Below are 23,360 nucleotides of genomic sequence, written 5' to 3' on the forward strand. Positions count from 1 at the left end.
TTCAGGATTACTTGTCGCTCAGGGCGCGGATGATTTTGTCAGTGATGTCGATCTTGGGGCTGAAATACACTGCCTCTTCGAGAATGACATCGAATTTCTCCGCCTCGCCGTAGGCCTGAATTGCCTTGCGTGCGCGGTCTTGCACCTTGGACAGCTCTTCATTGCGGCGCACGTTGAGATCCTCGCGAAATTCGCGCAGGTTCCGCTGGTAGTCGCGGTTCAGATTGGCCAGATCACGTTCTTTATTGCGGCGTTCAGCGTCGGACTGGATGGCGCCGTCTTTCTCCAGCTGGGCCTGCAGGTCACGCGCCTGCTTGGCCATTTTCTGCAATTCCGCAGCGCGCGCGGCAAATTCTTTTTCCAGCCTTTTTTGCGCCTGCAGAGCGATAGGCGCTTCACGAAACACGCGCTCGGTATTCACAAAGCCGATTTTAATGTCGGCTGATGCCACACCCGCCGTCATCATACCTGCGCACAATACAATCGCTGCCAGAACCTTGTTCACTGCCTGCTCCTTAAAACACCGTGCCCAACGTAAACTGGAACACTTGCTTCCTGTCATCCGGCTTGGGATTGATCGGTTTTGCCAAACTGAACTTGAGTGGCCCGACAGGAGAAATCCAGCTCAGCGCAATCCCCGTGGAATAACGCAGATCCTTGAAACTGAAGCTGGAATAACGCCCCAGATAATCATCCGGTCCAAACGTCGCCCCTGCATCAACAAACGCGCTCATGCGCACCGATTTGTCATTCTGCAGACCGGGCATGGGGAACATCAGTTCCGCATTGCCAACGATGCGCTTGTTACCGCCTGCCGCTACCACACCGTTAACCGGGTCGTTCAGTTTAGGCCCCAACGTGGATGTGTCATAACCGCGCACCGAGCTCACGCCACCCGCATAGAAATTTTTGAAAAACGGCAGCGGCTTGCCCGCATAACCATTACCCACGCCGATCTCGCCATTGAGCATGAGGGTGAAATTTTTGCTCAGTGGCTTGAACCACTGCTGTTGATAGGACAGCTTGTAATACTCAAGGCTGCCCGGCGGTACGCCCACCTCGCCGTAAACCCGCTGCAGCATGCCTTCGGTTGGGTAAGTCAGACTGTCACGGCTGTCGCGCGCCCACCCCAAATCAGCGCGCAGGGTATCGTTGCTGCTGCCGAATTTCGTGACGAAATCCTGGTACTGCTTGGGACTCGTGGCACCCACCGTAAGATCGAAACGCTCGTAAGCCAGCCCCAGATTGATACTGTCTTTTTCGTTCAGCGGAATGCCCAGACGCAATCCCGCGCCCTTGGTAGAGTTTTGATAGGTTGCCACGCTGCTGAGCGAGGTCGTATTGATGTCACGCCGATACAGGTCATAGCCCAGGCTCAGGCCATCCGGAGTGAAATAGGGGTTGGTATAGGATACCGAGTAGACCTTGTTGATCTTGCCGCTGTTGATCTGCAGGGACAGCTGGTTACCGGTACCAAACAGGTTGTTTTGCGCCACCGAACCAGACAGGATCAGACCTTCCGATGACGAGAAACCCGCCCCTACCATGATGCTGCCGGTCGCTTTTTCCGTCACTCCCAGGTCAAGGTCCACCTGGTCAGTGGTGCCTGCCACGGCAGGCGTTTCCACGTTGACATCGCTAAAATAGCCAAGGCGTTCAACCCGCTCGCGCGAGCGCTTGATTTTGTCGGCTGCGTACCAGGCGCCTTCCATCTGGCGGAATTCGCGCCGCACCACTTCGTCTTTGGTGCGGGTATTGCCGGTGACGTTGATGCGGTTGACGTACACGCGACGGCCACTGTCCACATAGAAGGTGAATGCGACCTGGTGTTTTTCCTTGTCCACGTCAGGCACTGCATTGACGTTGGCAAACGCATAGCCGTCATTACCCAGCCGGTCGCCGATTTTTTTCGCGGTTTCGGTGAGTTTTTCGCGCGAGAACACTTCGCCCGGCTTCACCACAATCAGCTTTTCCAGTTCCGCCGCCGGGACGATGGTCTCCCCCGCCAGCTTGACGCTGGACACGGTGTATTTGTCACCCTCGCTGATGTTGACGGTGATGTAGATGTCCTGCTTGTCCGGGGTGATCGACACCTGGGTGGAATCAACATTGAATTCCAGGTAGCCACGATTCAGGTAAAACGACTTGAGCGTTTCCAGGTCGGCAGCCAGCTTCTGTTTGGAATATTGATCGTTCTTGGTGTACCAGCTGAAGAATCCCGGAGTTTGCAAGCTGAACAGACCAAGCAGCTGTTTTTCCCTGAACGCCTTGTTGCCAACGATATTGATCTGTTTGATCTTGGCAACATCACCATCCTGGATGTTGAAAGTGATTGATACCCGGTTACGCTCCAGCGGCGTGACCGTAGTCTCAATCTGTACCGCGTATTTGCCCTTGCTGAAATACAGTCGCTTGATTTCCTGTACGGCACGATCCAGCACCGATTTGTCGAAAATACGGCCTTCTGTCAGACCCGCCTGCTTTAGACCGGTAGTGAGCTGTTCCTTGGAAAACTCCTTGCTGCCGACAATGTCCACCTTGGAAATCGCCGGGCGCTCTTCCACTACCACGATCAGCACATTGCCCTGCTGTTCCAGGCGCACATCCTTGAAAAAACCGGTGGCAAATAGTGCCTTGATCGCGGCGGAAGCTTTTTCGTCATCCATCGTATCGCCGACTTTCACCGGCAAATAACTGAATACCGTACCAGCTTCGGTGCGCTGGATGCCTTCTACGCGGATATCCTTCACCACGAAATTGTCGATTGCGTGAGCGGATATCGCCCACAGGCTTGTTACGAGTGCAGCTGCAAGTCTGATTTGCATTAGGGTCAGCCTGTAAACAAACGGGAAATGTCGTTATAAAAGGCAAAAATCATGAGAGTGAGCAACAGCGCCATGCCAATTTGCTGACCGATTTCCATCACGCGCTCGGATACCGGACTGCCTTTGATAAGCTCCGCGATATGATACATCAAATGCCCCCCGTCCAATAATGGGATGGGCAACAGATTGAGCACGCCGAGACTGATACTCACCAACGCCAGGAAGGCCACAAATGCTGCCGGGCCGGTGCGTGCCGACTGCCCGGCATAGTCGGCGATGGTGATGGGACCGGACAGGTTGCGCCACGACACCTCGCCGATCACCATGCGCCCCATCATCTGCAGGCTGAACACGGCGGTATCCCAGGTTTTGGCGCACGCCTTGACGAATGCTGTCGCTGCACCATAGCGCGTTTCGGTGAGCATGGTATCGAACACCGCAGGATCCACCTTGGGACCAATACCTACCTTGCCCACCGCCACGCCGGCTTCATTCACGCGCTGCGGCACCAGCCTGATATCAACCATGCCTGCCGGACTGGCACGTTCGACCTGCAGGTTGAGCACTTTGCCGGGCTGGTCACGCACCCATCTGACCAGGTCAGACCACTCGCTGATCTTTGCGCCATTCACCGCCACAATACGGTCGCCCACACGCAACCCGGCACGCGCGCCCACGCTATTGGGCAGTACCTGCCCAATCACCGCCGCAAGCGCCGGTTCAAACAAGCGGATACCCAGTTTGGCTGCAATATCGGATTCGCCATCCACCGTCACACCAGCAGCATCCAGCGTGCGTGTACTGCCGTCCTGCAAAGCAAGGCTGAGTGGTTGCTGCGCGGGCAGCTGGCGCAATAGCGCCCATTGCAGATCCGCCCAGCTGGCCACCGGCTCTCCGCCGATGGCGCTGATCTCGTCGCCGCTATGGAGCCCGGCGCGCGCCGCGGCGCTGGCGGCAGGCGGCTGGGCAATGACTGGCCTGAGGCCAGGCACACCGTGCATGAACAAACCCCAATAGAGCAAAACCGCCAGCAGCAGGTTGGCCAGCGGTCCGGCTACCAGGATCAACATGCGCGCGCCCACGCTTTGACGGTTAAAGCTGCGGGGCAGGTCGGCTTCCGCCACGCGGCCTTCACGCTCGTCCAGCATCTTTACATACCCGCCCAGCGGAAAGCCGGCAATCGCCCATTCGGTACGGTCTTTGCCCCAGCGCCGCAGCAGCAGGGGCTTGCCGAAACCGACCGAGAAACGCAGCACTTTCACGCCCACCAGGCGCGCCGCCGCATAGTGGCCGAATTCATGCACGATAATGAGAATGCCCAGCGCCACCGCAAATGCCAGCAGGGTCGTTAACAGGGTCATGGTCTAGGCTCTCGCATGGCAGGTTTCGAGGAAGGCATCGGTGTCGGCGCGCGCCTGGATATCGGCCTGCACCAGATCATCCATACTGCCTGGCTCGCCGGTTTGCGCGCGTGCCAGCGCATGTTCAATTGCCGCCGGGATCGCCAGATACGATGCGCGCCCGGCCAAAAACGCCGCCACCGCGGATTCATTGGCTGCATTCAGCACCGCTGGCAGCATGCCGCCACTGGCCAGCGCGTCGAATGCCAGTTTCAGACAGGGGAAGCGCGCATAATCCGGGGCTTCAAATGTGAGCCCGCGCCCAAACAGGTCCAGCGCCGATACGCCAGCCTCGATCCGTTCCGGGAAACCCAGCGCGTAGGCAATGGGGGTACGCATGTCGGGGTTGCCGAGCTGGGCGATGACCGAGCCATCCAGATACTCCACCATCGAGTGAATCACGCTCTGTGGATGGATCACCACCTGGATCTGCGCAGGCGTGGCGTTGAATAGCCAGTGCGCCTCGATCACCTCCAGCCCCTTGTTCATCATGGTGGCGGAATCCACCGAAATTTTTTTGCCCATCACCCAGTTGGGATGCGCGCAGGCCTGCGCCGGCGTGACGTGCGCCAATTCATTGATCGGAGTGGTGCGGAATGGACCGCCCGAAGCCGTGAGCAGAATACGACGCACACCACACGATACGAGATCGCCGCAAAAATGGCGCGGCAGAGACTGGAAAATCGCGTTGTGCTCACTGTCAATCGGTATCAGCTCGGCGCCGCCCGTGATCACCGCCTGCATGAACAGGCTGCCGGCCATGACCAGGGTTTCCTTGTTGGCAAGCAGGATGCGCTTGCCGGCTTTGGCTGCTGCCAGCGCCGGGCGCAGCCCCGCAGCGCCGACAATCGCTGCCATCACCGTATCCACTTCGGGTAGCGCGGCAATCCGTTCCAGTGCGGCCATGCCCCACAGCACTTCGGTCGCACAAGCCGTTGCTTCGAGCATCTCGCGCAGGCGCGCGGCGCTGGCCGCGTCCAGCACCACGGCATAGCGCGGAGAGTGCGTTCGGCACTGCTCGGCGAGCCTGTCCAGCTGGCTGCTGCCGGACAGCGCCACGACATTGAAACGATCCGGGTGGCGTGCCACCACATCCAGGGTATTGACGCCGATGGTGCCGGTGGCGCCGAGTATGGTGAGATGACGTACGCTCATGTCAGCGCCCGTGTCAGCAGTTGCCCATGCAACAGCATCAGCGCTGCGATCGGCAAAGTGGAGGTCAGCGCGTCGATGCGATCCAGCATGCCGCCGTGACCGGGCAGCAAGTCACTGCTGTCCTTGGCACCGGCCAGACGCTTGATCCAGGACTCAAACAGATCGCCCAGTATGCTCAAGTAAAATAGCAGCCAGACGAAGAGTGCCAGCGGCAACAGCCAGTCAGCGGGATACGGCACCCGTCCCAGCATGGCCGCCACACCCAGCACAACAGTGGCATACACCGTCACCGCCAGCCATGCGCCGGCAGCGCCCTCCCAGGTTTTTCCGGGGCTGATTTGTGCGGCCAGCCTGCGCCGGCCGAAACGCTTGCCGGTAAAGTAGGCCGCGCTGTCGGCAATCCACACAATACCCATCAGCAGCAACAGGCCGAATGCGCTGTAAGCCCGCAAATCCACCAGCGCCAGCCATAATGGCAGCAGCACCAGCCAGCCGCTCAGTACACGCAGCCAAGGCTGCTGCACACGCCAGCCAAACGCCAGCCATAGCGGTACGACGACCAGCCAGAATGCCAATGCTGCCAGGTAAACCTGCACGTGGTAAGTATTCCCCCACACATAAACCAGCGCCGCCAGCGCCACGCTGGCCAGCGCGTAGCCATTGGCAGCGGGCGCAGCAAATCCGGACAGGCGCCCCCATTCGCGCGCACCGAACACCAGTGGCACGGTCATCACCAGCACCCACCATGATTGCGGCAACAGGAACAGGCAGGCCAGGAAGCCGGCCAGCAGGGTCAGGGCTGTTGCCCAGCGTTTACTTAGCATGCCTGACCAACTGCTCGCTGGTGCGGCCAAAACGGCGTTCGCGGCTACTGTACGAGGCAATGGCCTGATCCAGCGCGGCAGCATCGAAATCCGGCCACAGCGTAGGGGTGAAATACAGCTCGGAGTAGGCCAGTTGCCAGAGCAGGAAATTGCTGATGCGCTGCTCGCCGCCGGTGCGGATAAACAGATCCGGCTCGGGTGCGTAGTGCATGGCCAGATGCGGCGCGAAATCAGCTTCCGTCAGCGGTTTTCCGGCCAGTTCGGGGTGTTTTTCCAGCATCGCGTTCATCGCCTGCATGATGTCCCAGCGTCCGCCATAATTGGCCGCAATGGTCAGGGTGAGGCGGGTGTTGTGGCAGGTGAGATGTTCCGCTTCGTGGATGAGCTTGACCAGCCTGGGACCAAAACGCGCGAGGTCGCCCACTACGCGCAGGCGCGCGCCATTCTTGTGCAGCTTGGTAATCTCCCGCTCCAGTGCCAGGGCGAACAAATCCATGAGCATGGACACCTCTTCCTGCGGGCGACGCCAGTTTTCCGAGCTGAACGCAAACAGGGTAAGATATTCCACGCCGCGATCGCCGCACGCCTTGATCACGTCGCGCACGGTTTCCACGCCGCGTTTGTGCCCGGCGATGCGCGGCAGAAAGCGCTTTTTCGCCCAGCGTCCATTGCCGTCCATAATGATGGCGATGTGACGCGGCACCGCCGCTGCTTGCGGGATGTCCCTGGTCGAGCTGGTAAAAATACCCACTGAGTAAAACCTAGACAGCCATCAGGTCGGCTTCTTTGGCGACCAGCGCCTTGTCGATCTCGGCAATATATTTGTCGGTGAGTTTCTGGATATCTTCCTGGGCGCGGCGTTCATCGTCTTCGCTGATGGCCTTGTCCTTGAGCAGTTCCTTGAGTTGGGCATTGGCATCGCGGCGCACGTTGCGTATCGCCACCTTGGCGTTTTCGCCTTCGGTTTTCACCAGCTTGATCAGATCGCGGCGGCGTTCTTCAGTGAGAGCCGGCATCGGCACGCGAATCAGATTGCCCTGGCTGGACGGGTTCAGTCCCAGGTCGGCATCCCGGATTGCCTTCTCCACCGCACCGACCATCTTGCCTTCCCACGGCTGTACGGCAATGGTACGTGCATCCATCAGGGTAATATTGGCAACCTGGCTGATCGCAGTCGGGTTGCCATAGTAATCCACCATGACGTGGTCAAGAATGCCGGTATGCGCACGGCCGGTACGCACCTTGCCCAGATCTGCCTTAAGCGATTCCAGGCTCTTGATCATTTTTTGCTCAGCGGTTTTTTTGACGTCTGCAATCATGAATAGCTCCTGTTAACACTGCGCCAGAACCAGCGTACCTTCGTCTTCACCCGCCACAAAACGCGCCAGCGCACCGGTTTTGAAAATGCTCAACACCGCCAGCGGCATGTTCTGGTCGCGACACAGGGTGAATGCCGTGGCGTCCATCACCTTCAGGTCTTTCTGGATCGCCTCGTCAAAACTCAGCCGCTGGTAGCGCGTCGCAGCCGGATCCTTTTTCGGGTCCGCGCTGTATACGCCATCGACCTTGGTGGCTTTCACCACGATATCCGCGTTCATTTCCATGCCGCGCAAGGCTGCGGCGGTGTCGGTGGTGAAAAACGGATTGCCGGTGCCGGCGCCGAAAATCACCACCGTGCCCTCTTCCAGATAACGTAGCGCCTTGCCACGAATATAGGGCTCGGCGACCTGCTCGATGTTGAGCGCAGACTGCACCCGGCTTGGCACGCCCACACGCCGAAAGGCATCCTGCAATGCCAGCGCGTTCATCACCGTGGCCAGCATCCCCATGTAGTCGGCGGTCGCGCGGTCCATGCCCGCAGCACCCGGCGCCACGCCGCGAAAAATATTCCCGCCGCCGATCACCACGGCCACCTGCACGCCCATATCCACCACCGATTTGACCTCGCCCGCGATGCGGGCGATGGTGTCGCGGTTGATGCCGTAGCTGTCGTCACCCATCAGGGCTTCGCCCGACAGCTTCAGCAGAATGCGCTTGTACACCGGAGCGCTCATGGCATTAAACCCTGGCAGCTGCGGCCACTTCGGCAGCGTAGTCCACCACCTTCTTCTCGATGCCTTCACCCACCACAAACAGCGTGAAACCGTTCACTTTGGCCTTTTTCTCGGCCAGCAGCTTTTCCACGGTCTGGTCGGGATTTTTCACGAATGGCTGGCCCAGCAGGGTAACCTCTGCGAGATACTTGCCGATACGGCCCTCCACCATCTTGGCAACAATGTCGGCGGGCTTGCCGGAGTCCGCCGCCTGCGCAGTGTAGATTTCGCGTTCTTTATCCAGCAGGCCGGCTGACACCTGATCCTTGGACACGCAGATCGGCTTGCTGGCGGCGATGTGCATTGCAATGTCCTTGCCCAATGCCTCATCACCATCCAGATCCACCATCACGCCAATCCTGGAACCATGCAGGTAAACAGCCAGGCGGCCTGCCGTAACATGATGCGCGACACGACGAATGCTGAGGTTCTCGCCCAGCTTCATGATCAGGGCCTGACGCACTTCCTGGACGCTGCCGCCAGCGGGCATGGGCATGGCAGACAAAGCGCTCACATCGGTGCTGCCACTTTGTGCAGCCAGTTGCGCGACAGCCTTGGCAAACGCCAGAAAATCCTCGTTCCTGGCGACGAAGTCGGTTTCGCAATTGACCTCCACCAGCGCGCCCATTTTGCCATCGGCGCTGACAAAACAACCAATCACCCCCTCGGCCGCCACCCGCCCCGCAGCCTTGCTGGCCTTGGCGCCGCTCTTGATACGCAGCAGGTCTTCGGCAGCACCCATATCGCCACTGGTTTCAGTCAATGCCTTTTTGCATTCCATCATGCCCAGCCCGGTGCGTTCACGCAGATCCTTGACCATGCTTGCAGTAATTTCAGCCATGCCTTACTCCTCGGATTCTTAATTCACAATTCAAAAACATATTACAAAAAAAGGGGCGTGCGCCCCTTTTTTTTCAAGAAGATCAGCTTATTGTGCTGCCGCTTCTCCAGAGGCTTCCACTTCAACGAATTCTTCGCCTTCGCCCAGAATTTCGCTGATCACCTGGCTACGGCCTTCCAGCACCGCATCAGCCATGCCACGCGCATACAGGCGAATCGCGCGGTTGGAGTCATCGTTACCGGGGATAATGTAATCCACACCCAGAGGACTATTGTTTGTATCCACCACACCGATGACCGGAATCCCCAGCTTGTTGGCTTCGGTCACAGCACCTTTCTGGTAGCCCACATCAATCACCAGCAACGCATCAGGCAGCGCATTCATGTCCTTGATGCCGCCGAGGCTGCGATCCAGCTTGTCAAATTCGCGCTGCAACACCAGCGCTTCCTTTTTGGTCAGCTTGGAATTGACATCGCCCAGCATGGCTTCCAGATCTTTCAGGCGCTTGACAGACTGCTTGACGGTTTTAAAGTTGGTCAGCATGCCACCCAGCCAGCGGTGATCCACGTAAGGCATGCCGGCGCGTTCGGCCTCTTCGCGCACAATTTCGCGAGCCGAACGCTTGGTGCCAACAAACAGTACCGTGCCTTTGTTGGTCGACAGTTTGCGCACGAATTTCAGCGCATCCTCGAACATCGGCAGGCTTTTTTCCAGGTTGACGATGTGGATTTTGTTGCGATGACCGAAGATATACGGCGCCATCTTCGGATTCCAGAAACGGGTTTGGTGGCCGAAGTGGACACCTGCCTCCAGCATTTGACGCATGGTAATGGACATGAATTTTCCTTTAGGGTTAAGCCTCCAGCCGCCGCCCAACACCCCGCAGGGGCACCCTAAGCTATTGACGGCTGTGCGAATTATGATGCGCACCATGCACACCAAGAATGTAATTCTAGCATGCCGGCCGCCTGCTCGGCAACGAGCCCTCAGCGGTATGTATGGAATTGCAGCGCCGCCAGATTGGCATATATGCCGCCCAGTGCAATCAGCGCTGCATGCGTGCCGGCTTCCACAATTTCACCGTTTTCCATCACGACAATGCGATCGGCACGCTGCACCGTCGCCAGACGGTGCGCAATGATGAGGGTGGTGCGACCGACCATCGCCGCTTCCAGCGCGCTTTGCACCAGACGCTCGGATTCGGCATCCAGCGCACTGGTCGCCTCATCAAGCAACAATAGCGGCGGGTTTTTGAGCAACGCGCGCGCGATGGCGATACGCTGGCGCTGCCCACCGGACAGGCGTACGCCACGTTCGCCGAGAAAGGAGCGGTATCCTTGCGGAAGCCTGTCGATGAATTCGTGCGCTGCGGCCATTTTGGCGGCAGCAATCACTTCAGCGTCGGTGGCATCGATGCGGCCATAACGAATATTCTCCAGCGCATTGGCGGAAAAGATTACCGTATCCTGCGGCACGATGCCGATGGCGGCACGCAAGGCATGCAAATCGAGTTGCCTGATGTCTACACCATCCAGGGTGATCAATCCTTGTTGCGGGTCATAAAAACGCAGCAGCAACTGGAACAGCGTGGTCTTGCCTGCGCCAGACGGGCCGACCACTGCCACTGTCTCGCCAGGCTGGATAGTGAGCGACAAATGACTCAGTGACGCCGTCAGCGGGCGCGAAGGGTAATGAAAGGTGACCTCCCGCAGCACCAGTGCAGCGCCGTTTTGGGAGCGTGGCGGCAATACCCGCGGCAGCGCGGGAGACTGGATCGGCGCGCGTGCCGACATCAGTTCCAGCAACCGCTCGGTCGCGCCGGCCGCCCGCTGCGCTTCGCCCAGCACTTCCGACAGCGCGCCGATGGCGCCGGCCACGATTGCCGCATAGAGGATGAATTGCCCCAGTTCGCCGCCGGTCATCCGCCCCTGCATCACCGCGTGTGCGCCCAGCCACAGCACAAACACGATCGCACCAAACACCAGCAAAATCGCCAGCAGGGTCAGCATGGCGCGCGCACGGATGCGCCGCATCGCTGTGCTGAAGGCATTTTCAACTGAAGCGCCGAAGCGGCTGGATTCAACGGCCTCATGCGTGAACGCCTGCACCGTTGGCATCGCATTGAGAATTTCGCCGGCCATTGCCGATGCATCGGCAATGCGGTCTTGCGAGTCGCGCGACAGCTTGCGCACACGCCGGCCGAAGATAACGATCGGCAGCACCACAGCGGCCAGCAGCACGATAATGATGGACGACAGCTTGGCGCTGGTGACAAACAACATCACCAGGCCGCCGATGAACAGCAGGGCATTGCGCAGCACCATGGAAATACTGGTGCCGACCACGGCCTGAATCAGGGTGGTGTCGGTGGTCAGGCGCGACAGTACCTCACCCGTCTGGGTAGTCTCAAAAAATTGCGGGCTTTGACTGACAACATGCCGGTACACCGCACTGCGGATATCGGCGGTGACGCGCTCACCCAGCCACGACACCATGTAGAAGCGTGCTGCCGTGGCAATGGCGAGAATGCCGGCCACGCCGAACAGCGCCAGGAAGTAGGCATTCACGTGCCGGATGCTTGTTGCGCCGCCTGCCGCAAAGCCGAGGTCTATCATCTGCTTGAATGCATACGGGATGGCAAGCGTGGCGCCAGCGGCGACCAACAGTGCAATACCGGCCAACAGGAATTCCCGTTTATACGGCGCGAGAAAGGGAAACAGTCCCTGGAGGGTAGCCAGGCTGCTTTTTTGCAGTGCTTGAGTAAAAGGCATGGCCATTAACATGAATGTGGATAATTTAAGATGCGCTCACAACAACCAAGGCCGCGTCGCCATTTGGCGACACAAAAATCACAAATAGCCTGCTGATTTGTATCATACAAATCAAAACAACCTCAATTTGGCGTCTCTTCCGGGCGACAAACAAATCATATCCGGGCCCTGATCAATTGCGCCGTTTCGCATTATCCCATTGTTTATTAAGCTTGTTCATTAATGGCGCACATTTTGCTGAGTAGCTTCCGGATACCACGGCTGCATGGGTGCCGTGGCAATTTCCGCGACCCAATCCCACCGAGAGGACGATCCACATGCTCAAGAACTTCATGCAGCCCAGCCATCCCAGAACCAATCAGAACGGCATCAATAACGCGCTTCTGGATACACTGAAACCTGCGGACTCACCCAAACCTCCCGATGCATCCGCAGCAGCAAAACCGGCACCACGTGAAGAAGGCAGCAAGCTTACCGTAGGGCCGAACATCAAGCTGAAAGGTTCGGAGATCACCGATTGCGAGATTCTGGTGGTGGAAGGCCGGGTGGAAGCCTCCATGAACAGCCGCGACATCCGCATCGCCGAAGGCGGTGTCTTTTCCGGCAAGGCAGAAATCGACGTTGCAGAGGTGCGTGGCCATTTTGAGGGCGAGATCACTGCCCGCACAAGGCTGGTGATTTATGCCACAGGCAAAGTCACCGGCCAGATTCGCTATGGTGCGCTGATGATTGAGGAAGGCGGTACCATCTCGGGCGATGTGGCAGCGCTCTCAACCCAGGCCAGCCTGGTCAAAGCGCCGGAAATATCCGTAGCAGCGAAACCGGAACCGATTCAGGAAGACACATCCAAACCGACTCAAACATACCCTGCCTCAGCACCGGTCAGAAACCCGATGGGTCGGCGCCAGGGTTAACGATCAGATTATCTGTACTTGCACCCCCTTGTGGGGGCAGCCAGGCACATCTCCGCGCAAAGGTGCACGACGACGGACTAGATACGCGGCCCGCCCCGACGGTTCTTGATGCGTGACAGCAGTGTCTTGCAATTGACCTTCACGATATGCTTGCGGGAAAAAAGATTGCGGTGGGCGAAGTCCTCGAGCGCCTTGCTGTCCTGCGTCAGCGTATGGATATGCAGGCTGGACATATCGCTCATGATGTAAAGACTGCGCACCTCCGGCTGCCGGGCAATATCTTCAGCAACCGCCTCGATGCCCTGCGGATCGACCTCAACGTCGAAAAATGCCGAAACGGTGCTGCCGATCTTTTCCGGATTGACGATCAGGGTGAATTTCTCGATCACGCCGTCCGTGATCAGTTTCTGCACGCGATCACGCACATGCACTCTGGAAATCCCCAGCTCGCGCGCAATATCGGCGAAGCTTCTGCGTCCGTCGTCGATCAGTATCTGCAATATTTTTTGGTCCAGATCGGTCACGGCTTTGCCTCCGAGTTATCGCGTTCGGACACAGATTGCCGACGCCCGAGAAGGTCCGGCAAGGCTAGCCACCGAACAACATTTGCAGTGCAACCAACAGCAACAGTATACCGAAAGCCCGCTTCAGCCTTGCCACCGGCAGATGGTGGGCCAGCCTCACGCCAAGCGGTGCCACGGCCATCGAAGTCGCGCCCACTGCAAGCAGTGCCGGCAAATCAACATATCCCAAGCTCCAGGCAGGCAAACCCGCGTGATGCCACCCTGACAGAACGAAGCCCGCGGCGCCGAATAACGCGATGGGAAAACCCAGGGTGGTAGAGATGGCGATGGCGCGTTTCATATCGACATTGCAGGCATGCAGGAACGGAACGGAAATCGTGCCGCCGCCGATCCCCATCATGGCGGACAGCGAGCCTATTCCCAGGCCCACGCCCCAAAGCCCTTTCGGTCCCGGCAGCGTCCAGTGGGAGGCGGGCTGCCATTTGGCCAGTAATTGCAACGACACCACAATCAGGAAAACCGAAAATATCATCTTGAGCGTCGCGGCCGGGATGAAGCCGGCCAGATAGCCGCTCACCAGGCCGCCGATCAGCGTGGCGGGGACCAGCAGGCGCACTACTGCCCAGTCTATCGCACCGCGCTTTTGCTGCGCCCTGATTGCAGACAAGGACGTGAAAATAATAGCGGCCAGCGAGGTTCCGATAGCCAGGTGAGTCAGTACATCAGGCTGGACGCCCGCCCGCCTGAAGATCCAGATCAGGGCAGGCACAACCACGATACCGCCGCCTACCCCCAGCATCCCCCCCAACAGGCCGGCGACCCCCCCCCAGACCAAGGTAAAAAACGAAAAACGTCATGCAGTCTCTCCCCACTCTAATAATCAACAACAAAATAGAAAATGATCCCTGAATTACAGGGTGTCAAAGACGCCTAGAAGCCGGCAACGCCGCCGTCGCTGCGCGGGTCGGACGCCCCTTCCAGCACGCCGCCCGGATGCCGAACGATCGCGCCCGCATGCCCCACGGCCTCGTCGAACTCCTGCAGCATCTCGATCTCGTGACCGCGACGCCGCAATGATCCGACGATTTCTCCACTGAAGCGTGCCTCAAGTTTCAAGCTATCCGACGGCCGCCCCCAAGTGCGTCCAAGCAGCCAGCGGGGCGCGCTTACCGCCTGCTGCAGACCCTGCCCATAGACAATGGCGCGAGTGAACAGCGCTGCCTGGGTTTGCGGCTGGCCATCGCCGCCCATGGTGCCATATACCATCACCCGCCCGTCATGCAGTCGGGCCAAAGCCGGATTCAATGTGTGAAAAGGTTTGCGCCCTGGCCTGAGCCCGTTCAGCGCATTCTCGTCCAGGGAAAAACTGCATCCCCGGTTTTGCCAGTTGAGCCCGGTCCGCTCAAGCACCACGCCACTTCCAAACTCATGGTAGATGCTCTGGATAAAGCTCACCGCTCGCCCTTGACTATCCACCACCCCCATCCATACGGTATCGCCGGGGCCGCGGCCGTTCCCCCACGGCAGCGCCCTGCCCAAGTTAATGGCACCCGCCAAAGGTTCCAGAAAATCGGGTTTCAAACAATCTTGCGCATCGATGCGCATATAGCGGGGGTCGGTAATATGGGCGTCGCGGACTTTAAACGCCTGTTTGGTGGCCTCCACAAGGCAATGCACGTAATCGGCGCTGTCGGGTTCCATCTCGCTCAATCCCAGCCGGTCCAGAATACCGAGGATCATCAGCGACACCACACCCTGGGTCGGTGGCGGCAGGTTGTAGAGCGTGCCCAGGCTGTGCGCCAGCGCCAAAGGTTTGGTCAGTTGCGCTCGATAGCCGTTCAGATCGCCAAGCCCGAGGGGACTCCCGCATGCCGCCAGATCCGCCGCAATCGCCCGGGCCAGTTCGCCGCGATAGAAATCGTCCAGGCCGGTGCGGCTCAAATGGCGCAGGGTTGCAGCCATTTTCGGCTGGAAAAACAGGCTGCCTTCCGCTGGCGCCTCTCCGTCCACCAGAAAACACTCGCGGAAGCCCGGCTGTGCTTCCAGCTCCGGCTGTTTTGCCCGAGTGCTGCGCATTTGACTGGCGGTGACGGGCACCCCGCGTTCCCCGTAGTGAATGGCGTCGGCGAACAGCCGGGACAAAGGCATGCGCCCGCCCCAGTGCTGCTTGCTCAACGCCAGCGCGCGCTCCCAGCCCGACACCGTGCCCGCGACGGTATTGGCGGCCAAAGGCCCACGCACCGGAATGCTGTCCAACCCCTGGGCGTTATAAAACGATGGGGTCAGCCCTGCAGCCGCCGCGCCGCAGGCATCGATGCCGACAGGGACCTGCCCCGGTTCATGGATAAGCCAAAAAGCGTCACCTCCGAGACCGGTCATGTGTGGATAAACCATCGCAATCGTGGCGGCAGCGGCCACCATGGCCTCAATCGCGTCGCCGCCTTCCTCGAGTACATCGAGGGCCGCCCGCGACGCCAGGAAATGCGGTGCGACCGCCATCGCACCGCCACACCTTAACGTATTGACCATATGATGTAATTACTCAAGGCATCTCCATAGCGAACCTCTGCACGCCAGCATTCAAGCCAGCGCCGGGGCGATTTCGATGCGTTCGGAAACCATCCGTTTGCGCCATGATTTGAGCACGAACAACGCAAGCAGAGCGGTAGCCACATCCATTACCGTGACAATGCCGAAGATGGGCACCCAACTGTGCGTGCTTTCATGCAGCAAAGCGGCTACAGGGGCGCCGAGAATAGCGCCCACGCCCTGGGCCATGTACAAAAAGCCGTAGTTGGTCGTCGCGTTGCCGGTGCCGAAGATATCCGTCAAGGTGGAAGGAAACAGCGAGAAAATTTCACCCCATCCGAAGAACACAACACCGGACAGCAGGACAAATGCCAGTGCATTGTCTCTAAAGGCAAGCATCATCACGATCGCCACGGCTTCCAGCAAAAACGCCACCGCCATGGTGTTTTCCCTGCCGATATGATCGGAAACCCAACCGAAAAACGGGCGTGTCAATCCGTTGGTAAATCGGTCAATCGACAACGCCAAAGGCAGCGCCGCCAGGCCGAACACCAGCACGTCGCTTACCCCGAAATCCTTGGCGAACGCCCCCATCTGGGAGATGACCATCAGGCCGCCGGTGGACATCATGGTCATCATCACGAACAACAGCCAGAACACCGGTGTTTTCAGCATCTCGCCCGAGGTGAAATTGCGCGCGCCCTGAAAAACGGCTGTCCCGGAAGATATGACTGCATGTGGCGGCAGGCCGGATGGTTTCAGCGCACGACGCAAACCCTGGGCGACGACCAATCCCACCAGACCGAGAGCGATGCCGAATACGGTTAAGGCGTGCGCATAGCCCGCGCTCTTGATCGTCGACGCAATGGGGAAAGTCGTCAATATCGCACCGAAGCCATAGCCGGCTGCCACCAGACCTGTAGCAAGGCCACGCCTGTCGGGAAATAACTGCACCATCAATCCGACAATGCCGACATAAATAATCCCCGTTCCGAATCCCCCCATTACCCCATAGGAAAGATATAACCCGGCCAAGTCATGGGCGGAAGCAGCCAGCACCCAACTGCCGCCGGTCAATAGTGCACCGACGGAAATCAATAACCGAGGCCCGAATTTTTGTATCAGGAATCCTTGCAGGGGTGAAAGCCAGGTCTGCAAAACGATAAAAATCGCAAACGTTGCCTGCACGCCAGCAAGACTGGCACCGAGTGAAGACTGCAAAGGCTTCACAAACAAGGTCCAGGCGTACTGAGAACTCGAAATGGACATCATTGCAACAAGTCCGAAAATAAGCTGCCACCACCGGTTATGTGACCACTTGGACGCACTCTCTAAACCAGTCATTGTATTCATACAATTCACCTCACTGAAATTGTCATACCTAACAATAGATAGGAACTTTCAGGAGGTATTGAGCAACATCCATGCTAGATATTAATCTTATTGTATTTCAATGAATTACACAATAACCCCATATCAAATTGCGCATTTTCACCCAAACCCAACCCAGCATTGGTGCAGCGCATTCCGGAGTGGTGCACTTATCATTTGTTTTATTTTATCTAAATATCATTAACATTTGACTGGATTTTTTGCGTTCAGCACCCTGCAATTAGCCGAAAAGCGCTTGCGCCAGGAACATATGCTTAGCTATAGTTTCTATGGCATGCGTCTGATGCACGGGAGAGGTGCATGCAGATCCACAAGAAACAGCAAAGCCGTTTCAGAAAAACCAAACAGCGCTGGGTATATACACGGCTGCGGCAGCCAGGTCTTCCTCGCGAGGCACCCATGACTGATTGACCTCCCGTTAGCGCGACAGTGCGTACGGATTCACGGTGCGGACATATCTTTTTATGTTTGGCGTGGTATTTCAGTATTCACAAGGGGTGCAGACGTTTTTTCGTATGCACTGACGGACGGAAACCAGCCGCAGATGCGGCAAACCCGAGAAGACTAAAAATCGCAAGAGGAATCCCGGATATCACCAGTATCGGACATGAAATTTCTTTTGGTGAGCCCACGATGAACTCCTTCTATTGAGGCCCCCCCGCATCAAAAATCTCAAGCCATCTCAACATTGCGATAAATTCAACACTCTCTTGGCATTAACCACGCACGCTCAGGTTATTCACCACATAGGAAACGCCCTGTATGTCTGCAGCCAGAGCTACAGCGAGCTGTTTCTGGGCGGCCTTGCTCACCCATCCAGTCAACTCAACGCCACCCGCAAATGTCTGCACATGGATGAATGCATGCTGCATTGATTCATGCTGGACCAGAGCAGTTTGTATCTTGGCCGTGATGATTTGATCATCAACGGCCTTCAGTACCCGAATTTGCGAATCAAACGGCAGCGCGTGAAGTTGCATTTTCATGGATCGATATCCCCAGTTTATTAAAACAGAACCGGTCAGTCACACACCAGCACTGCTATTTGACCATTGCATGGATCATGGCCGATCCAAGCGTGCGCTTCCCGGTAATTATCTTGCAGGAATTGGCAATCACAACAGTTCAGCCAGCCAACCATCCCGGATTTGCAAAACAATCTAAAAATCAAGCCGCGCCTCGCGAAACGGCTTGATTAGTACTTCGGAGTACCTGTTGACGGCGCGCTTGTCGTCATTGCATTGGCAAGCTCTTGCGGACTCAATTTCCCGTCGTGGTTGGCGTCTGCTTCTTTGAACACTTGAGCCGTCATCCCCTGTGCCGAGGCTTCCTTAGGGCTGACAGAACCGTCATGATTGGTGTCAAACAGCGACATGGCTGGGGCAACCTCAGATTTTGAGGCTGGCGCAGCGTGACTGGTACCTATCGCGCCCACAGCCAGTGCGGCCCCCAATACGCATGCTTGAATTGCTTTATTTTGCAAATTTACAACACAGTAATTCATCCTGTATCTCCTTTACTCACACAGCAATATTGCTGTACAGACGTGATAAGCAATTGTTATGCCATATTAAATTATCAATATAAAACATTACGTTACTTGTAAATAAAATGGAGAACACAGATTGTATGTCGCCTTCTGACAACACAAATCTGGCGATACCAGGCTAACTTATTGAAAAATATTGGAATATATCTTGTCGCCGAACGGTGACGAAGGGAGGAACGGAATTTATGACGATTTAAAAGCGGAGGCATCAAGCTGGTGTCTCTGCAGCAATTTATAGAACTCGGTACGGTTACGCTTGGACAATCGCGCCGCCTGCGTCACGTTGCCGGCAGTGATCTTCAGCACACGCACCAGGTAATCCCTTTCAAAGCGCTTACGCGCTTCTTCGAACGAAACCAGCTGCTCTTCTTCCTTATGCATGGCGTCGTACACCAGCACAGGCGAAATGAGCGGGGCCGTAGACAAGACAACACATTGCTCGACGATATTCATCAGTTGACGCACGTTGCCGGGCCAGGAGGCGCTCACCAGCATTTCCATCGCCTCGGGCGAGAATCCATTGATGTTCTTCTGGTATTTCCTGGCAAGCAGCCCAAGAAAATGGTTTGCCAGCAAAGGAATATCCTCACGCCGCTGCGACAACGCCAGAATCGTTAACGCCACCACGTTCAGCCGGTAATAGAGATCTTCGCGAAAGCCGCCTGTAGTAACTTCCGTCCTGAGATCGCGGTGCGTGGCGGAAATAATGCGCACATCCACCGGGATGGTCTGCGCGGAACCCACCGGACGTATTTGCCTTTCCTGGAGCACCCGCAATAATTTGACCTGAAGCAGAAGCGGCATATCGCCGATTTCGTCGAGGAACAGCGTGCCTCCCCCAGCCATCTGGAACAAACCCTGGTGATCGCGAACTGCGCCGGTAAAGGCTCCCTTGACGTGCCCGAACAGTTCCGACTCCAGCAACTGTTCCGGTATCGCCGCGCAATTGACCGCCACAAAGGGTTGATGGGAGCGTTTTCCCGCATCATGAATGGCGTGGGCGAGCAATTCCTTGCCGGTGCCACTTTCACCATGAATCAGCACACTTGCATCGCCTGCGGCGACGAGCTGGGCCTTGGTGAGAAGGTCCTCCATCGCGGCGCTTTGTGTGATGATGTCCGCACGCCACAGCGCTTGCGGCACCTCACTGTGAGGCGCAACACCGGGCGAAAGCCTGAGCGCCTGGGCGATCTGGGCCAACAAGGTCTTGCTGTCAAAAGGTTTGGCCAGATAGCCGAAAACCCCCCGCTGCGCGGCTGCAACCGCATCCGGAATCGTGCCATGCGCGGTCAGAATGATGACCGGCAAAGTGGGCGTGGTGCGATGAATGTGCTCGAACAGCGCCATACCGTCCATGCCGCCCATCTGCATATCCGTGATGACCAGTTGTGGGCGCGACACGTCCAGATGATTGAGCGCTGCCTCCCCATTCTGCACCGCTTCAGTTTCATAGCCGGCAGCGCTCAGGCGGATCGAGAGCAGTTCAAGCAAATCGGCATCGTCATCGACAATCAGGATTTTTGGTCGGGATTCAGTCATGGTTTTGCGCTAATTCCGTGCCTATCCCTGCGGATAAGGTTTTTTTCCATATTCTTGATGCCATCCACTTTCCCCTGCAATTGATCAGCACGTTTTTGCTCGTCTTTCAGTTTTTGCGACAGGTCCTCCACATTATTATTTGCGCGCTGTTGTTCTGCGATCAGCATCGCCATCATGCCTGCCAGACCGCGCAAACCCGGGGATGCGGTTTTGGTTTCTTTCGTCAGCTCGTTGAGCAAACCGAGCGCTGCTGTCGTATCGTGGAAAGGCGCATTAGGAAGCACCAGAAGCAGCGCCACTCTCACACGGTTTACGTCGGTTCTGGCTTGCGCCAGACTCTGCCGCGCTTTGTCGTATTCTTTAACCAGCTCCGCCGCTGGCTGTTTATGCAGATAATCGTAATACAGCATCAGTTCTTCTACCTGGCTGGTCACGATCAATGGTGGCGACCAGCCTGCAGCTGCCTTATGCGACGGACTCGCCGGCATGTTTGAACAGGCGGCAAGGGATGCCAGCAGGATGGCTGGCAGAATCCAGAACCGCTGGCGTAAGTCACGCATGGATATCTTGCGGATCACGGATGGGCAAAGTGAGACGAAAGTGGGCGCCAGCGCCGGCTTGTTTCACAAGCTCGATGTTGCCTCCATGCGCACGCGCATACTCCCGTGCAATGGACAATCCCAGGCCTGTTCCCTGGACATGCCTCTCAGGCGCCCTACGCCCCTGGTAAAAAGGCTCAAATACCTTGTCCCAGTCAGTCTCGTCGACGCCTGGGCCGGCATCCGTCACATCCAGCCAGGCCAGTTCGCCGACCTGGTTCGCCCATATTTTGATACACCCACCTGAAGGAGAAAACTTCACTGCATTCGACACGAGATTATCCACAATAATGCTGACTTTTTGTTGGTCACACTCAATCATCAGCTCGGGGCAAGCCAGATCGACCTGCAAGCCTTTATTCATGATTGCGAGGTTCTGATCCTGCAACACCGCGTTCACAACCCGCGCCAAGGACTCGCGGCGTTTTACAAGAGCGGTTTTTTCAGTCTGTAGCGCGCTGTAGTTAAGTAAATCCTCGATGCGTTTTTGCAATTGTATACTGTTGGTATACAGAATATTTGCTATCTGCCGCTGCTGCACGCTCAACTCGCCGGCCACACCTTCCGCCAGCAGATCGGCGCCTTCACGAATTGCAGTGAGGGGGGTCTTGAGCTCGTGCGAAACATGCCGCAGAAACCGGGTCTTCTGCTCTTCCAGCTCCAGCAGGCGGCGGCGCATCCAGTCCAGCCGCTGACCAAGGTACCTTAAATCCTGCGGCCCAGCGACGCTCACCGCCTTGGAAAACTCACCCTGCCCCAGAGTCCGGATTGCGGCATCGATTTGTCGAATCGGACGCGCAATCAACACCGAAAAACCGAGTGCCAACAGCATCGCAAACGGGACCAAAGCAAGCAGTTGCCATACCACAACGGACCGGACATGCCCCGCCATATCCTGCATCGCATTCACCTCGCGTTCAATCAACGCATAGCCGCCAGACGAGAAAGTCCGTGCCGAATCCAGCAGCGGCACAAAGTCCCTCACTATCTCTTGCAAGCCTTCTGGTGATCGGCGGGCAGCGGATACCTGCTGAAAAATGGCTGATTCAGATACTGTGAGCTTGTCCAGCACCCGCTTCTGGTCGGGGCGCAAAGAGGGCGAGGAGAGGCTCATGGCAGTGTTTCCGAATTTCGCGTGCGCCTGGAAATAACCCTCGAGCAAGGATGCGTCGCCCAGGATAAGCGCCTGTCGCACACTGCGTTCCATGGTGGTAATTTCATCCAGCAGGACGCGGCTGCCATGTGCAATTTGCGCTGCCTGATAGACTGCCTTGCGGCTCTGCCCAGCCAGTCGGTCAATGGATACGGCGCTATTGATGAGGGCGATGATAAGCGGCAGCGCCACCAGGGTAAATCCGATCAGAATCAGCTTCAGGAAAGATTTGGGATTGTGTCGCAACAGCCCTTTGGAAGCGGGGACAGACCCATCATCCAGTTCCGGAAGCGGTGCGCTTGCGTTCATTTCCTGAACCCTTTGCCTGGTTTGCATGTGTCCAACATAACATAAAGCAGACGCCCGGCAAGGGGCCCAGCGTGGCCTGATGGGCAATGCGCCACGCCTTGCCAAACTAGTTTATTCAGCGGAATTTGGCCAGTTCCGGATCATCCACTTTCTGTTCAGGCAGCCCTGTCATCTCCGGCAATTCCGACAGCCTGGGCATACCGTTCTTGACCGTCACCTTGCCGCTTTTATCCTTCCATACGATACCCGGCGTACCGTTAAAGCCGAATTTTTGCATCAGCCCGGCATTCTTTTCCAGCTTTTTGGCAATCTCTGGATAAGCGCTGGCAGTGAATTTCGCGGGCGGATTTCTGCCCTTGCCGAAATTCTGTTCGTTGGCGCGGAACGCTGCGGTTGGGTTGGCCGAGGCAAGCATTTCTATCGCCTTGGGCAGGCTGCTCGGGGCGAGGTAGGCAACCGGCACCCAGCGCACTTGCAGGCCCGCTGCTTCATACGGCTGCAGCGCTTTCCAGGTCATGTGGCAGAATGGACAGTTCGGATCGAAGAAAGCATACAGCGTGCTGCGGGGGGACTTGGCGCCTTCCACGATCATCGCGGTGTTTTCCAGTTCCTTGAATAGCGCTGCGAAATCCGGCTTCGGAATGTATTTCCCCGCATATTCTTGCGACAGGTTGGCGCCGCTCTCGTCAATCATCAAGCCAGCCAGCAGCGTTTTATTGTCAGGTGTGGTGAATACGATGGAATATTGCCCTTGCCTGGAAAGCACCCAACCCGTCATGCCGGATGCGGCGGGGAAAGATTTTTCCACCTTGACACCCTGGCCGACGGCATTCTGAATCACCTTCGGGTAACCGGCTGCGAATGCGCTGGCGGATAGGCCAAGCACTACCCCGAACAGCACTGTTTGTTGCAAAGATAATTTCAATTTCATTCCTTTTTTGAT

23 protein-coding genes are annotated in these 23,360 nt (G+C 57.3%); 2 read left to right on the forward strand and 21 right to left on the reverse strand.

Annotated elements, in window-relative coordinates; genetic code table 11:
* Nucleotides 1-7: 7 nt before the first annotated feature.
* The 11 genes from GZH91_RS12410 to GZH91_RS12460 form a co-directional block, all read right to left on the reverse strand.
* Nucleotides 8-505: an OmpH family outer membrane protein gene (locus tag GZH91_RS12410; protein WP_223264560.1), complete on the reverse strand. Its 498-nt coding sequence runs from the start codon at nucleotides 503-505 to the stop codon at nucleotides 8-10.
* Between the two features lie 10 nt (nucleotides 506-515).
* Nucleotides 516-2,825 (reverse strand): outer membrane protein assembly factor BamA, encoded by a 2,310-nt coding sequence (gene bamA / locus GZH91_RS12415; protein ID WP_147073097.1) that lies wholly within the window; start codon nucleotides 2,823-2,825, stop codon nucleotides 516-518.
* A gap of 5 nt (nucleotides 2,826-2,830) precedes the next feature.
* Nucleotides 2,831-4,186: an RIP metalloprotease RseP gene (gene rseP, locus GZH91_RS12420; RefSeq protein ID WP_147073095.1), complete on the reverse strand. Its 1,356-nt coding sequence runs from the start codon at nucleotides 4,184-4,186 to the stop codon at nucleotides 2,831-2,833.
* 3 nt (nucleotides 4,187-4,189) lie between these two features.
* Nucleotides 4,190-5,380, reverse strand: coding sequence for a 1-deoxy-D-xylulose-5-phosphate reductoisomerase (ispC, locus tag GZH91_RS12425; protein ID WP_147073093.1), 1,191 nt, complete (start codon nucleotides 5,378-5,380; stop codon nucleotides 4,190-4,192).
* Nucleotides 5,377-6,204, reverse strand: coding sequence for a phosphatidate cytidylyltransferase (locus GZH91_RS12430; protein WP_147073091.1), 828 nt, complete (start codon nucleotides 6,202-6,204; stop codon nucleotides 5,377-5,379). The genes ispC and GZH91_RS12430 overlap by 4 nt, the downstream gene beginning before the upstream one ends.
* Nucleotides 6,194-6,955 (reverse strand): polyprenyl diphosphate synthase, encoded by a 762-nt coding sequence (gene uppS / locus GZH91_RS12435; protein ID WP_147073089.1) that lies wholly within the window; start codon nucleotides 6,953-6,955, stop codon nucleotides 6,194-6,196. The genes GZH91_RS12430 and uppS overlap by 11 nt, the downstream gene beginning before the upstream one ends.
* A gap of 10 nt (nucleotides 6,956-6,965) precedes the next feature.
* Nucleotides 6,966-7,523, reverse strand: coding sequence for a ribosome recycling factor (gene frr / locus GZH91_RS12440; protein WP_147073087.1), 558 nt, complete (start codon nucleotides 7,521-7,523; stop codon nucleotides 6,966-6,968).
* 12 nt (nucleotides 7,524-7,535) lie between these two features.
* The gene (gene pyrH / locus GZH91_RS12445) at nucleotides 7,536-8,258 is read right to left on the reverse strand and encodes a UMP kinase (RefSeq protein WP_147073085.1); all 723 of its coding nucleotides are present in this window, start codon (nucleotides 8,256-8,258) and stop codon (nucleotides 7,536-7,538) included.
* A 4-nt stretch (nucleotides 8,259-8,262) separates the two neighbouring features.
* Nucleotides 8,263-9,138, reverse strand: coding sequence for a translation elongation factor Ts (tsf, locus tag GZH91_RS12450; protein ID WP_147073083.1), 876 nt, complete (start codon nucleotides 9,136-9,138; stop codon nucleotides 8,263-8,265).
* A gap of 87 nt (nucleotides 9,139-9,225) precedes the next feature.
* Nucleotides 9,226-9,975 carry a 30S ribosomal protein S2 gene (rpsB, locus tag GZH91_RS12455; RefSeq protein WP_147073081.1) on the reverse strand — a complete coding sequence of 250 codons (750 nt, stop codon included), beginning with the start codon at nucleotides 9,973-9,975 and terminating at the stop codon, nucleotides 9,226-9,228.
* A gap of 149 nt (nucleotides 9,976-10,124) precedes the next feature.
* Complete coding sequence (locus tag GZH91_RS12460) at nucleotides 10,125-11,909, reverse strand: ABC transporter transmembrane domain-containing protein (protein WP_223264559.1); 1,785 nt, start codon at nucleotides 11,907-11,909, stop codon at nucleotides 10,125-10,127.
* Nucleotides 11,910-12,226: 317 nt separating this feature from the next.
* Here GZH91_RS12460 and GZH91_RS12465 point away from each other — a divergent pair, with 317 nt between their 5' ends.
* The gene (locus tag GZH91_RS12465) at nucleotides 12,227-12,823 is read left to right on the forward strand and encodes a bactofilin family protein (protein WP_147073077.1); all 597 of its coding nucleotides are present in this window, start codon (nucleotides 12,227-12,229) and stop codon (nucleotides 12,821-12,823) included.
* Between the two features lie 77 nt (nucleotides 12,824-12,900).
* Here the strand turns inward: GZH91_RS12465 and GZH91_RS12470 are convergent, their stop codons facing one another.
* The 5 genes from GZH91_RS12470 to GZH91_RS12490 all read right to left on the reverse strand — a co-directional run bounded on the left by GZH91_RS12470 (nucleotide 12,901) and on the right by GZH91_RS12490 (nucleotide 18,254).
* Nucleotides 12,901-13,347 (reverse strand): Lrp/AsnC family transcriptional regulator, encoded by a 447-nt coding sequence (locus GZH91_RS12470; RefSeq protein WP_147073075.1) that lies wholly within the window; start codon nucleotides 13,345-13,347, stop codon nucleotides 12,901-12,903.
* A 64-nt stretch (nucleotides 13,348-13,411) separates the two neighbouring features.
* Nucleotides 13,412-14,182: a sulfite exporter TauE/SafE family protein gene (locus GZH91_RS12475; RefSeq protein WP_223264558.1), complete on the reverse strand. Its 771-nt coding sequence runs from the start codon at nucleotides 14,180-14,182 to the stop codon at nucleotides 13,412-13,414.
* Nucleotides 14,183-14,277: 95 nt separating this feature from the next.
* Entirely contained in the window at nucleotides 14,278-15,846 is a 1,569-nt protein-coding gene (locus GZH91_RS12480; RefSeq protein ID WP_223264557.1) for a gamma-glutamyltransferase family protein, read from the reverse strand.
* Between the two features lie 81 nt (nucleotides 15,847-15,927).
* Complete coding sequence (gene oxlT / locus GZH91_RS12485) at nucleotides 15,928-17,229, reverse strand: oxalate/formate MFS antiporter (RefSeq protein WP_174861848.1); 1,302 nt, start codon at nucleotides 17,227-17,229, stop codon at nucleotides 15,928-15,930.
* A 755-nt stretch (nucleotides 17,230-17,984) separates the two neighbouring features.
* Nucleotides 17,985-18,254 carry a BON domain-containing protein gene (locus tag GZH91_RS12490; RefSeq protein ID WP_147073071.1) on the reverse strand — a complete coding sequence of 90 codons (270 nt, stop codon included), beginning with the start codon at nucleotides 18,252-18,254 and terminating at the stop codon, nucleotides 17,985-17,987.
* Nucleotides 18,255-18,331: 77 nt separating this feature from the next.
* On the opposite strand from GZH91_RS12490, the gene GZH91_RS18285 reads away from it, so the two are divergent.
* Nucleotides 18,332-18,463, forward strand: a complete 132-nt coding sequence (locus GZH91_RS18285; RefSeq protein WP_262982463.1) for a hypothetical protein — start codon at nucleotides 18,332-18,334, stop codon at nucleotides 18,461-18,463.
* Here GZH91_RS18285 and GZH91_RS12495 read toward each other — a convergent pair whose 3' ends face one another.
* The 5 genes from GZH91_RS12495 to dsbG form a co-directional block, all read right to left on the reverse strand.
* Nucleotides 18,464-18,772, reverse strand: a complete 309-nt coding sequence (locus tag GZH91_RS12495) for an EF-hand domain-containing protein (RefSeq protein ID WP_147073069.1) — start codon at nucleotides 18,770-18,772, stop codon at nucleotides 18,464-18,466.
* A 228-nt stretch (nucleotides 18,773-19,000) separates the two neighbouring features.
* The gene (locus GZH91_RS12500; RefSeq protein ID WP_147073067.1) at nucleotides 19,001-20,356 is read right to left on the reverse strand and encodes a sigma 54-interacting transcriptional regulator; all 1,356 of its coding nucleotides are present in this window, start codon (nucleotides 20,354-20,356) and stop codon (nucleotides 19,001-19,003) included.
* A complete protein-coding gene (locus GZH91_RS12505) occupies nucleotides 20,353-20,934 on the reverse strand; it encodes a dihydrolipoamide acyltransferase (protein WP_223264556.1) in 582 nt (193 codons plus the stop codon). Before GZH91_RS12505 ends, GZH91_RS12500 begins: the two co-directional genes overlap by 4 nt.
* Entirely contained in the window at nucleotides 20,909-22,417 is a 1,509-nt protein-coding gene (locus tag GZH91_RS12510) for a sensor histidine kinase (protein WP_147073065.1), read from the reverse strand. Before GZH91_RS12510 ends, GZH91_RS12505 begins: the two co-directional genes overlap by 26 nt.
* 115 nt (nucleotides 22,418-22,532) lie before the next feature.
* Nucleotides 22,533-23,342, reverse strand: a complete 810-nt coding sequence (gene dsbG, locus GZH91_RS12515; protein WP_161984268.1) for a thiol:disulfide interchange protein DsbG — start codon at nucleotides 23,340-23,342, stop codon at nucleotides 22,533-22,535.
* Nucleotides 23,343-23,360: the final 18 nt, after the last annotated feature.

This window comes from Sulfuriferula plumbiphila (genome assembly GCF_009938015.1).
Lineage (GTDB): Bacteria > Pseudomonadota > Gammaproteobacteria > Burkholderiales > Sulfuriferulaceae > Sulfuriferula > Sulfuriferula plumbiphila.